Source organism: Leisingera sp. XS_AS12 (genome assembly GCF_041224635.1).
In the GTDB taxonomy this organism is placed as follows: Bacteria; Pseudomonadota; Alphaproteobacteria; order Rhodobacterales; family Rhodobacteraceae; genus Leisingera.
On the sequence record NZ_JBGFGM010000047.1, the window covers coordinates 1 to 12,112 of the forward strand.

The following is a 12,112-nucleotide window of genomic DNA, read 5'->3' on the forward strand; positions in this document are numbered from 1 at the left end:
ATGGCCGCCAAGCGGCTCGCGCGGGCCTCGCTTCGCTACGCGAAGGCTCAGCTCAGCCCGCGCTACCGGCGGAAATTACACCAACCGTTGGGACACTGCTTGGAAGACACGATTACGCCTTACGGAATTTCTGAAAAGACCGGCGGTGATGTCCACAATGAAATGAAGCTGTTCGCCCTTCCCTGGCCCGTTGAGGCTTTGCGCGCGCTCGGCAATGGCGATGTGACCTTGCGGGTGGCACTCAGCAGCTTCATCGCTCCGAACCCGTCCGAAGCCTCACGCGGCGTTCGGTACCGCTACGCGTCCCACAACTTACGTTTCCAACTCAATCGCGCTGGCGAGAACGAAGCCCAATTCCTGGCTCGGATCAGCAAGGCGGCCGAACAGCCCGATGGTCCTGCAAACGACGAGGATGATCTTTGGGACTACGGTAGCAATCGGCGCCATGTCGGCTCCCTCCATATAGATCAGCTGACGTGTAAGGCTTCAGATCTAGCGCGGCGCAACTTGCTGGCTGTTCACCCCGTCACCGGATGGTGGAAGTCGAAAAAGCTTCTGGATGAAGGTTTGCCATCTGTGCGCTATGCGCTGATTGTCGAGATCGATGCAGGCGAGCTCGAAGCGGAGCTCTATGCGGAAGTTCAGGTTGCAGTTGAAGCACTCATAGCAGCCCAAGCGGCGATTGCTGTCTAGGCCGCCCACTTGCTCGGGTTACATTAAGGCAGCGCATTACTGTTCGCCGCAGGACGAAAATGGAAAACGGTAGGGGCGGCTTCATCCCCCCGTGGTGAGGTAGCTATGAAATACTGGAACACTGGGGATGTCGTCGTCGACAGCATTCTTCAGAAACTGGAAGGATTTGGAACTTGGCGCTCAGACAGCGATGCAGAGAGCACGCATCAGTTGCTGTCCGGTGTCATTCATATTCAAGAGATGCTTCCTGGACTTGTTGCGAGGCACTTTCGATTTCCGAACCTATTTGTCGGCAATGCCCACTTTTCGGGTTCTCAGGACTATAGGCGCGAGTTGATTGAGAGAATTACGAGCGCCATCGGCAAGGGGTTGGACGCAGCTGCGGCAGATCCTTTGCTTGACCGGGATAGCAATCCTGACTTTTCTGATCGGCCAAGAAGCAGAGGTGAGGAGGTCCTCGATGCGCTGACAGCCTTTGAGAAAGACCGTGACCAAGCCGCGCTGAGTCGACTAAAGATGGCCGTCAGTCCAACCGGATTGCAATCGCGTGTGAACACAATTGAAATGCTGATGAATAGGAAGCGGTCGTACGGTAACCAACCCCCTGAGGTCGCTTTGCTTTCCGAACTTGGCCGGCTGGAATTCGAGGCACGTGGTTATCATGGGCAGAAGGCATAGCGACCTCTTTTTCTCAATTGGACATAACATGTCCCCTAATGAATTCCGGCGACAAGTCTAAACGGATCTTCCGCCATCCTTGAATACTTCAAGCCGCATCTGCTTGTCGGACAGAATGCGGCTTCATCGCAACAACCGATTTCATTGAATAATTGAACCGTGGGTTGAGCCTTTCGACCATCCGGTGCCGACCATTCATCTGAAAGCCAAGATACAGCATGGCGATGATCATATCCGTGTTCGATACGTAACTGTATCCGATCACCACGTCTCCAAAGAGCCGGAAGGGCGTTTCTTCGGCTCGGTGCTTCAGGAAGTAGGAACCTTTTTCTTGCGTTGTCTTGATCTTCTTCAGGCAGGACGCATAGGCCAGCGCATGAAGGAGGCTGTCACGTTTCGCTATGTCCGTTACCTTTGCACGAGACTCGCTGATCCGCTTGCGCCAAATTTCTGACCGGGCATTGCCCTGCATGTGGACAGGCACACCAGCCAGGTCGTCCCGGATATGGCGGTTTTCCGGCCAGAGATATCTGTTGCCATATCCCATGTCGTTGATTTCCGGATCTCGTGAGGCTTCTTTCACCATCACGGTCGTCGCGAGGATATCGTAGATGTTCCGAGCCGACACGACGAGGCCGCGAGAGGAGGCGAAGCCTGCTGCCGTCTGGAAACAGAGCTTGATTTCATACTCGCGATCAGGAGCCGCTTCGAGCGTCTGCCGGAAGCCAGTGGCGGTGTGAAAGCCAAAGGCGCGCGCAATTAGTTCCGGGCGGAGGCTGGGGGCAATACTCGGCAGATGCAGCGCCTCGGCCTTTTTCAAGTTAGGCAAGTCGGCTGCAGACAGGTGAAACGGAATGGTGGCTTCGATCATGCTCATCTCCAAGGCCGTGATCGCCGGTTAGACACGACCATCGAGTGAGAGATCGAGGTCAGGTGCAGTATTAGGAGACGAAGGTTTCAGCCGGCGACAGCTACGGGGTTCACCCTTGCTGATTGAAGTTAGTGATGAGGCGCAGCTATTGCAACATCATCTTTTGTAAGGCTGCGGGTTTGGCTGGCGCTCGGTGGCCCACTCAGTGTGGCATTTGCCAGGAAGATACGCTATTCAAGTGGTGGAACCAGCATAATTTTGGGATCCAAGCGCATTTCGCGATGGCAAATAATTGCCCCCACGGGTAGGTGTAGATCTCGATCCACCTGACCCAAGAACCTGAACAGCTAAGTATCGTCATCCAGATACCGGGACAGGGCAGTCACCGGGATAACGAAATACGGGTGGGCACAAAAACTGCACACCGCCAATCTCGTGGGGCGCCTTGTTCTAGGGAAACGTGGCTCGTAGATCGAATGCCGAAAGGAGGCGCGAGCCATGCCCCAGAAGAAGACATCGCAACAAAAGGCTGAAGCCACCCCGGCAAAGCGTCAGAAGTCCTCGACCGAAAGGATCTTCGGCCCCGCCGTGATGAGTCATGGTTTTACCGGTGTTCCGAACATCCTCGTTCGGGGCCAGAAGCGTCTTGGGTTGAACACGGCCCAGTTCAATATTCTGGTTCAGTTGTTGAGCTACTGGATGGACCCGGCAAAGCCACCCTTCCCGTCAAAACGGAAGCTGCTGGAACGTCTGGATATGTCTGAGACGACCTTGCAGAAGCATATTCGCGACTTGGAGGCACAGGGGTTTCTGAGGCGCGAGCAGCAAACGACAGCGGCAGGGGATTTCGGATCCAACATCTATCACCTCGATGGGCTGGTACGGAAACTGAAGAAGCTCGCCCCGGATTTTGACGACGAGCGGGCTGAACGCGAGGCCGCGCGTCAGAAAACAGAGCGCCCGAATGCTCGGGCAAATGCGCGGGCAGCGGCCGCCAAGCAGCGTGCGACAACTGCAAAGACCGAGGACTGAGATCGATGTCGATGACCCCGATCCTGCATCCTTCGGGTGCCCTCGCATTCGGACGGCTGCTTGAGATGCGCGCGCCGGGCATCATCCTGCCGGCTGGCGAGATCCGCCTCTTTCGTGGGCGGCACACTGGCCCCAATCGCGGCTTCGGTGCCGAGCACATCTGGGCTGAGCACGAGCGCGAGATGGTCGCGGCCGGCTTTCCCGATTTTGGGTCCGTGGCCGGGTATGTCGCGACGATTGTCCGAGAGGGCACCCCCGTGTTTTTCGGGGATCACAATTGGAGGACTCTCAGGGCTATGGCTGTCCGGTCGCGGACCGGGACCGCAATTGTTGAACATCGTACGCCTCGTGGCGAAGATCCACATTGGTCGGTGATAACGGCCTTTTCCGGAACTAAAACGCACGGTACCCGTGTGGGAACCGTGCGTTGATCGATGTGCTCGCAGTAGCAGCGCGTCCTTAGCTCAAGGGGTCGGACGCCACCATTACGTGTCCTGCAAATGGTTCCCTTGGCAGAACCATCATCCAAGTGGGCGGAGCGATATCCAAGATAACTCGGCCCAAGATGCTCTTTATGGCACGCCACAAAGATAATGATTGAGCGCCGAGAGTCAAGGATTGTGCTGCGTACGCTGAGTTAAGGGGACGGCTACAGTCATCGCGCCGGACCACTCCGCTACTCAGGTTGCCATACGCGATCTGTCCAGTGCTGCTCATGGCGCAGAGCAAACTCGGTGGTCGACGAAATGTTTGCCTCAGGGTTCAGGCTCGCGCGAGCGCAGGTTGCGACGACATCCTGATAGAAGGATCGGGCGACCGAGCGAGGCCCAGCAAAGTTGAGAATCAGGTCGTCGAGCCGATCAGCAATCCGATCGCCACGGGCAACCATGACGAAGCTAGGTGGCGACCCGTAAGTGTTGATCAGGATATATCGCCAGCTTGGATCGGCTGCACCGGCACTGGGAAGCAGTTCCCAAGGGTTTGCGTCTCCACCGCCAGAAATCTCGGTGTAGACGGCCTCCAGCGCCTGTGGTTTGCGCGCGATCAGCACATATGGGCCGCATGCGGTGAAGTAACCTGAGCGCTCATCCACGCCTATGCCAAGAAGCCTCTCGAGACGATGGCGGACGTTTTGGTCAAGATCAGCGCGACCGGAGATAAACCACTTGAGTTGTCGAAGTGTGATCCCAACTGCAGTCGCGATTTCGGTGGGTGGGTTTGGCCAGCACTCGACGAGGTTCCTCAGCAGCGCGGCCACTTCTTCAAAACCGTCGCTAATTGGATCATCGTCGACGTCCATCCAGTCCCCATCTTGCTCATGCCCAGTGAGCAACCAAACCCTTCCGTCGAAGCCGTCGTGCTGGAAGTACCGTGGTTGCTTCGGCGGTATTGAGGCCTCTTGAGGATAGAGCCATTTGCCAGGGGTCCAATCTATCCCTTCGGTGGGACGTAATTCGGCCTTGCGAACCGGGAGGGCAAGCCAATGTTCAATTTGCTGCCGCACTTTCGCGGGCGCAGCACTGTTTGCCCCACGCTGGCTGTCATAACGGTGGTCGCGAGCTGCATTTTCAACAAGCGCGAGCAACGGGTCTTTATCGGCCGTCTCGTTCCTGTTTCGGCTCAACAACCACCGGGCGGCGTCTTGTGCCGTTCGCAGTGCAGCTGGATGGGTCTTGTCTGCAGCGTCGGTAATCGCGAGATGCACGCCGATCTTCGCGAGGTCAGAAGCCAAACCGGGGGCGGCGGAGGCCAGGTGGCGATTAACCCGTAATGTGTCCGGCAATCCGCGCAGGCCTTCGGCTTGCGACCACGCCTCCTGCAGAACGGACAGGATGGGCCTTGGTTCATCAAGTGTTGAAAAGGTCATCCAGCGCAGGGGCAGGCCAGCCACGTTAAGGCCATAAATCAATAGCGGGGTCAGGCCAAACGTCTCGGCGTCTGCCAGCCTGATCGGATCCCGGACCGAAACGATACCATGCTTTTGATGCAAAAAAACAAACCGCGCTACGGCAACGTAGAAGAAATGCTCTCTGTTTACTTGATCGCTGTTCACACTGCACTCCTAGTTCGTGCCTGTCCCCGTATTTGCCGGACCTGAAACCCATGAAAACTGCATGCACCAAGATGAACGCAAATCTCAAATGGATCTGCGCACTCAGCCTCACAGAGATCCGCGATTCCTGCGATCCGCGAGAGCGCTGGAACTGATTCAATGCTGCCGGATACGCCGCAGGCTATTGACGTCATGCTCTGAAACCCCGCAACAGTTCTTTGTCTCTGGGGTCGACGCCATTCATAATCGCCTCCACCTGAAGGAGGTGTTGCGAGGCACGCCTCAGGTCCCGCGGGATAAGAGCTTCAGTCCTAGCCAGGGTTCTGTCGTCGATTACCTCGTGCCCTTCATGCATCGCCCACCCAAGGAACCCCGCTTCGAAGCGTTTTTTTGTTTCTGCGTCCAGACGAAGCTCTTGCGTTGGTTCACCCTCTCGTATCCGCAGGACCTGAAAGTCGCGATGAAATCCGCCCCGCCAGTTCTCCTGTCGTTGGCCGGATCTCTGCGACCTTTTTGGCATCGGGGTCAGCGCGACCCTCAGGTAGACATCCGGGTCGTCTATATTGATCAGGGCCAAAGCCAGATCGAGCGGCTCGCCAAGTGTGCTGTACGTCCAAATGTTGTGATCGAGAAGGTAGTTATCGCCTTCATGCGCCCAGTATTCGCCGTCAGGAATCCAGAACATGGGCCGATCATCGAGAAGGTCAGGCGCCGTAAACCCAATCGGTTCCCAAACCTGCATGAGTGGCTGCGACAACCTGAACCGGACGCTCCCATGTTCCATGAATTGTTTCTGGCCGAGATGGGGGGCCACTGCCGATAACAGGCGCAAAGCCAGATCTAGATCGGTGACCGACGGCGTATCGCCTTCATCAAGAAGGACCCGCACCCCTTGAGATGCATGGCTTTCGTCGGGCGTACGCCCATAGAACTCCGGAATAGACAGCACGCAATCGAAGGGGCCAACAACGATCCGAAGCGCACTGCAAGCATTCTGCGCCAAGGTGGGGTACAACTCGATAGAGTTCAGGTTTTGGATTGCATTGTAGACGAGTTGCGCAACGACTGGTTCAAGGTCCGATGCATAGGCTTCGGCGATGCCAATGGCGTCCCCACGATTCAAGATCAGTTTTGCATAGATGGACGCCTCGCTGTACCCATTCCCTTCCACGACGCTGAGTTCCAAACCTATGATCGGATCGCCTGCGTGCCGCATCGCAAATAGGGGGCGGATTTCTTCGACGAGGTATGCGAGGTCAACTCCATTCCCGGTGTTTTTCATTTCGGCCAAGCGCGCGGGGATTTCTTTGGCGCTTCGATTGATCGCGGGGATGAAACTGGTGTTCTGCCCCGTTTTTGGGTGGGCTCGCTGGGTTTGTTTCGCTTTCAGCGCTCCCCAGTTTGAGCCTGGGGAGATTGCGGCGGCAAGATCGTTCAAAAGTGTCAGCTTGGTAGGGCGATTTTCGCCGGTCCATCTTTCCAGAATTCGGTCGACGCCTTTTGACAGGTCTTTGAGCTTGATCGAAAAGGTCTCGGCTGACTGCAAATCAGTGTTCAGGTTCATTTTGCTCATTCCTCTGGCGTGCCTCCGAGTCCAAATTCAAGCCGTGGGCCCTATAGCAGGAGTCGGAAAGCGCGCAGCTGATTGAGCAAACCGATGAATATCCAGAAGCTCGGCAAACCAGGATCCAATGGGCCCGGATCAGGTTCGCTGGGTTGGTTTCCACCTGCTGCGCCGACCTGTACTTTACAGCGCGCCAGCCCCAAGTGACTTTTCGACCTTACATCGTGGACGTTCGGCAAGCAACTACCTGTGGGCCTCTCTCGATGATCTTGGCCCCTCCTGCCCGTTGGTCAGGACCGCGCCCTACTCGGTCGGCTGCACGCAGCCGCCCTCCCCGAGCTGAAACGCCGCCTCTCCCTGCGACGTGCCGCTGGCCGGCCAGTCTCCTCCGGAGCCAGCCCGGCCAACCGTCGCATGGTCGTGGCAACGCTTCATCTCGGCCGTTCGGTGACGGTCGCTGGGGCGGGCATGTGACATCAGTGATCACGTACCTCGCGTCTCGGCCGGTGTTGGTCCTCACTTTGCCGGACACGCAACTCCGCGCCGCGATCATGGGCCGCAAACGAGGTCCGGCGACCGCCGGATTGCATTGGCCGCAGCTGGCAGAAGGCCGGTGATGGTCGTGCTGCGCAAATCCAAGCTATCGGGCTGCCTTGGAGGGTCCGTTCGAAATCCCGGGGAGTCGGGCACAGTATCGATGCTTCGACGGTCTTCCTGCGGCTCTTCCAGACAACACACATCGCATTGCCACGAGAACCAGCCGTCGCGACACATGAGACAGGGTCAGGGAAAGCTCTGCCTCATTCGGGTTCGGATCGGGGCAAAAGGACAGAGAAAACACCGCACCCCGCCGCATCCTTGTCGGCAGTTCACCCACCTTCCTTCGCGGCCACCGCACTTCTCCCTTTGTCTGAGTTGCATGACATGCTGGTCGCAGCTGTCGTCCCGTCCACAAAGGTTGTCGCCGATCTTTTTCCCCTGACCCTGCGGGCCATTCCTCGCGGATCAAAAAGACCGGCGCCTGCCCCTCTCCGCTGCGCTCCGCCTTCGGTGTGGCCGGGCCTTGGCCAGCTGCAAGGTGACCATCATTGCAACGCAAACAAGGAGAAGAGCAATGACCACGAACTGCATCAAATTCACCAGCGCCGACATCGAAACCGCCAAGGGCGTCGGCTCCATCTCGACCCTGACCTTCGATCTCGACATCACGGTCGAACCCGTCGCAAGCGCGAACCCGATGGCCCCCACGCACCGCGTCCTCGGCCGTTCCCCGCGCGGCAAGCTGGTCGAGTGTGGCGGCATCTGGAAGAAGCAGAACAAGGAGACCGGCGCCGACTACTACACGCTGACCATCCGCGACCACGGCTTCAACGCCAACCTTGGCAAGGCCGCCAACCAGGACGATCTGTCCCTGCAGGCCGTCATCCCCTGGGGTCCCAAAGACGCCGCCTAAGCCAAGGGCCAGACCGCTCCGGCGGTCTGGCTTTTTCTCGTTCCGGGGAACTAGCCCTTGGCCAGCGAAGTATCGGTGTCCGAAGGATGCCGCATTTTTCGGACGCGGACGCCGAGGCGGATAGTCAGATTGGATAGGTCGCTGACGCGGCTTCGATCCTTCTGTTCAGTGGCAACGTGCATAGCGCGAACCCGAGTCGGAACAGAATTTCCGCAGGGAGAGCTGGCAGCCAGCTGAGCGAGGCAAGCGAACTCCTTCTCTCATTCGAGCAACCCGCGCCTGGGTCGTGTTGGCGAAGCTGCCAGGGCGCCGAACTCACCCTGTGCCGCGAGGGTGTAAACCGCAGATCAAAGGCATGCGTCCGGGGGGGCAATGTCTCACGTCAGGGTCACTGCCGCGCGCCTTTCCGTCGACCTGTTGGCCTTAGAGATCGCTAGCCCGGGGTCGAGCGGTCGGCAACGCCGGGGACAGGTTTCTGGGCGGCTGGCGCCTTGAGCGCTGCGGGGCATCGCTCACAACAAACCTGTCCCCGGCGTGCTCCATTTCATTCCGCCCCGTGCCGGGTGCAGCCCGCTCTCATGCCCCCGGTCTTTTCCACGATCCGTCCAACGACGATCAACGGAAAGGATCACACCATGACACTCGACCAATCCATCGACCTCGCCGAGCTGCAAGCCGACATGGCCTTCGAAGCCTACCTCGCCGCCTTCGATGAAGACGCCCATCCCGAGACCCTCGACAGCCTCGAGACCGAGGCGCTGATCGCCCGCAGCCGCTACGACGACTTGCGCTCTCAGGGACTGGGTCACTGACCCAGACACCCCTGCGGGCCTTCGGATCCGCAGGGGTCTGACGCCGTCTCTCAGAAGCTTCGTCACGCCCTCAAAAGGCGTGACCCGCGCTATCTCGCGCGGGCCGTACTCGTGTTTCCGGCGCCCGATCCGTAAGCGGTTCGGGTTTTCGGACGGCTTGTCGTTGCGTGCTCCTTGAGCGCAAATTTCGGGAGCTTTTTCGACCTGGCTGTCCTGCATCGATGAGGGAGGAACCCGTTCCATGTTGCGCTGCGCAGCGGGGTCTTGACGGCGTCCAATACCAGCAAAAAGACACAACATTCAAAACGTAATATTGCGCAATGTGATGTATTGAAGTATAAGCGAAGGAGAGAAGGAAGACGTTGGCAGGATATGGCCAATGTTTGCACATTTTGTCTGAGGGGTCTGACCCGTGCCGAGGCCAGCGAAAAACCTGCAGCTTGAAGAGCGCATCGAAGTCGCGCGGCGCTTTGCGGCGGGCGAGAGCGCGAAGGACCTCGCAGTTGCGTTCGGCATCTCTCCGCGCCACGTGAACCGACTGGCGAAAGAGGAGGCGGGCGAGGGGATCGCAGTGCGTGACCCGAGCGAGACAGTGGCCTTCCGGGCGAGCCGATCCGAGCTCGACGCCTTCGATGCGCAGTGGCGCGAGCGGGGTTTTGCCAACCGGTCGCAGGCGCTCAATGCGGTGCTGCGCGGGCGGTGTGGGTTCCTTGATATACCCCGTGATCTGGTCGCGGAATTTTGCGCCGCTTGGCGTCAGGCGAAGGATGTGAGCGACGCCGGACTGGTGCTTGCCAAGGCGGTTCATCGTGGCCGGTTGGAGGTCTCGGAGGCGGACCGCGCGGTGCTGATCGAACTCCTTGATCTGGTGCAATCGATGAGCCGTGAGATGGGCCGGATGAAGGATGCGGTGCAAGCACTGCGCCATCAGGAGTGGCCGAAAAAGGAAGAAGGGCAGGGGGCCGAGAGCGCGGTTCTGGAGGACGGCCCGCGCACGATCGGGAGCGGTCTGAGGCTCGGCAGGAATGGCTGATCCGCTCGCCCTCTACGCCTCGGTCATGGGGCGGCTCTGGGAGGATGAGCGCATCCGGGGTCAGGCCGCGGCACGGATCGACGCGCGGCTGGCGGGGCGTCGCCAGGGTCGCAGTTTTGCGCGCGTCGGATCCCTGTCGGCGCGCAACGCGCTGAAGGCGGCCTCGGGCCAGAGCCGCGCGGCGGTGTTCAAACGGATCCGGGCAGGGGGCTGCAAGACGCGCGCTTCGCTCGGGGCGCAGCTCTCCTACATCAATGACAAGGCGGTCTACACTTATTCGACGATGACCAATGCGCTGACCGATGCGGCGGTGCTTTCTGAGGAGCAGAAAGACGACATCATCGAGGACTGGGCCGGGACCTGGCGCGGCTCGACCAAGCTCGGTTTCACCTCACACATGCTGCTTTCGTTCCCGACCGACGTGACGGTCGATCAGGTGCGCGACATCGCGATGGACTGGACAGAGCATTTCTTCGAGAGCGGCGAATACGGCGACCAATGGGACTATGTCCTCGCGGTCCATGACGACCGCGCGCACAAGCACGCACACATCATCCTGAACAATCGCGGCGTCGAAAACGGCACCTGGTTCTCTTGCTGGGCCGAAGGCGTGATGTCGCCGCAGCTCATGCGCGAGAAGCAGGCCGAAATCGCCGAACGCTATGGCGTGATGCTTGACGCGACCACCCGGCTCGAGCGCGGCATTTTTGAAAAGCCCGCTGGGATCGAGGAGATCTACCGCGCCAAGGAAGAGGCCCGCCTGCCGCGCGAGATCGTCATGACGACCCAGGAAACCGCCATCGCCCAGGCGCAGGTGGTGGGCTTCGCCAAGGACTACAAGAACCTCGCCGACCTGCTGGACCGGATGGACCAGCGCCACATGGCGCGCGCCCTGCGCGGCATGGCGGACGGGCTTGGCTCGGGCACGCCGTGGAACTTCACCGAAGGAGAGATAGACATGAAGGACATCAAGACCGTCGGTGATGCAATCGACTATTCCGAGCGCACGATTGAGGCGCTGAGGCTTAAGGCCGAGGAACTGGATCCAGCCGAGCGGGCCGCTTTTGAAGCCAAGGCCGCTCCGATTATCGCGGACCTCTCGCAAATGGTGCCGGACCCGGAACTGCGCGCGCGCTTTGGCAAGCAGCTCGAAGAACCCTATCCGCCCGGGGCGGGCAGCGAGGTGCTGATCGCCGCGCTGCGGTCCGGCAATGATGAGGGGCTGCGCGACGTGCTCGAGCGCGCCGAGGAGGTGGGCATGGACAGCGAGGAGCTGGTGGCCCGGATCGCGGCGGGTGGCACGCGGAACTACGGCATGGCGCAGGATTGGGTCGAGCGGGACATGAACGCAGTGCTGGCGAAAGACGGTCTCAGCGTGGAGACTGCCAATGACGACCAGCTGGATGCCGCGCTCGAGAAGGTCGACGGGGTGATGGACGCTCTGATGGAACGGGCGAAGGAGATGGGCGTCGAGATCGGCCGAACCCTTGCCGATGAGGAAGAGGCGACACTGCCCCTCATCGACGAGGACGACCGGACGCCCAATCCCTACCTGCAGGACCTCGCCGACCTGCTGCGGGACGGCAAGCTCACCGAGGAACAGGAAGAGGTGGTCGAGCGGACCCTGCAATCCGAGCTCTTCAAGGAACTGGGCGAGGAGGGCCTGGCCGAACTTCGCCGCGGCAACTACGAGGTGCTGGATGCGGTCCTGCCGAGCAAGCTCGACCAGATCACCGTCACGCAGGAGTTTCTCGAGATGACCTTCGAGGAGACCGGCGACCAGGTCTTCACCGACCGCGCCGCCGGGTTGCAGCAGGACAAGGCGACCGAGGTCGCGCGGTTGCGCGGCCAGCAAGAGGCGCAGGAGCTGGGTCGTGATCTCAGTCGGGACCGCGGTCTCGATGACGAGATGGAATTCTAAGG

10 protein-coding genes and 1 pseudogene are annotated in these 12,112 nt (G+C 59.6%); 8 read left to right on the forward strand and 3 right to left on the reverse strand.

What is annotated here, in order from left to right; all coding sequences use genetic code 11:
• A pseudogene (locus AB9K35_RS01505) lies at positions 1-693 on the forward strand (hypothetical protein); the annotation flags it as partial.
• A gap of 105 nt (positions 694-798) precedes the next feature.
• Positions 799-1,371 (forward strand): hypothetical protein, encoded by a 573-nt coding sequence (locus tag AB9K35_RS01510; protein ID WP_369924140.1) that lies wholly within the window; start codon positions 799-801, stop codon positions 1,369-1,371.
• Positions 1,372-1,459: 88 nt separating this feature from the next.
• Here the strand turns inward: AB9K35_RS01510 and AB9K35_RS01515 are convergent, their stop codons facing one another.
• Positions 1,460-2,242 carry a hypothetical protein gene (locus AB9K35_RS01515; protein WP_369924141.1) on the reverse strand — a complete coding sequence of 261 codons (783 nt, stop codon included), beginning with the start codon at positions 2,240-2,242 and terminating at the stop codon, positions 1,460-1,462.
• A 498-nt stretch (positions 2,243-2,740) separates the two neighbouring features.
• On the opposite strand from AB9K35_RS01515, the gene AB9K35_RS01520 reads away from it, so the two are divergent.
• Together AB9K35_RS01520 and AB9K35_RS01525 are read left to right on the forward strand one after the other, a co-directional pair.
• Entirely contained in the window at positions 2,741-3,274 is a 534-nt protein-coding gene (locus AB9K35_RS01520) for a helix-turn-helix domain-containing protein (protein ID WP_017467740.1), read from the forward strand.
• A 5-nt stretch (positions 3,275-3,279) separates the two neighbouring features.
• The gene (locus tag AB9K35_RS01525) at positions 3,280-3,705 is read left to right on the forward strand and encodes a hypothetical protein (RefSeq protein WP_089423555.1); all 426 of its coding nucleotides are present in this window, start codon (positions 3,280-3,282) and stop codon (positions 3,703-3,705) included.
• Positions 3,706-3,950: 245 nt separating this feature from the next.
• Here AB9K35_RS01525 and AB9K35_RS01530 read toward each other — a convergent pair whose 3' ends face one another.
• Both AB9K35_RS01530 and AB9K35_RS01535 read right to left on the reverse strand, forming a co-directional pair.
• Positions 3,951-5,327: a hypothetical protein gene (locus AB9K35_RS01530; protein ID WP_017468187.1), complete on the reverse strand. Its 1,377-nt coding sequence runs from the start codon at positions 5,325-5,327 to the stop codon at positions 3,951-3,953.
• A 190-nt stretch (positions 5,328-5,517) separates the two neighbouring features.
• Positions 5,518-6,891: a hypothetical protein gene (locus AB9K35_RS01535; RefSeq protein WP_369924143.1), complete on the reverse strand. Its 1,374-nt coding sequence runs from the start codon at positions 6,889-6,891 to the stop codon at positions 5,518-5,520.
• A 1,114-nt stretch (positions 6,892-8,005) separates the two neighbouring features.
• On the opposite strand from AB9K35_RS01535, the gene AB9K35_RS01540 reads away from it, so the two are divergent.
• The 4 genes from AB9K35_RS01540 (at position 8,006) to AB9K35_RS01555 (ending at position 12,110) form a co-directional block, all read left to right on the forward strand.
• Entirely contained in the window at positions 8,006-8,344 is a 339-nt protein-coding gene (locus AB9K35_RS01540; RefSeq protein ID WP_008335621.1) for a DUF736 family protein, read from the forward strand.
• Positions 8,345-8,979: 635 nt separating this feature from the next.
• Positions 8,980-9,156, forward strand: a complete 177-nt coding sequence (locus AB9K35_RS01545; protein ID WP_369924144.1) for a hypothetical protein — start codon at positions 8,980-8,982, stop codon at positions 9,154-9,156.
• A 412-nt stretch (positions 9,157-9,568) separates the two neighbouring features.
• Positions 9,569-10,189: a helix-turn-helix domain-containing protein gene (locus tag AB9K35_RS01550; protein WP_017469578.1), complete on the forward strand. Its 621-nt coding sequence runs from the start codon at positions 9,569-9,571 to the stop codon at positions 10,187-10,189.
• On the forward strand, positions 10,182-12,110 hold the full coding sequence (locus tag AB9K35_RS01555) for a relaxase/mobilization nuclease domain-containing protein (protein WP_369924146.1): 1,929 nt from the start codon (positions 10,182-10,184) through the stop codon (positions 12,108-12,110). The genes AB9K35_RS01550 and AB9K35_RS01555 overlap by 8 nt, the downstream gene beginning before the upstream one ends.
• Positions 12,111-12,112 lie beyond the last annotated feature (2 nt).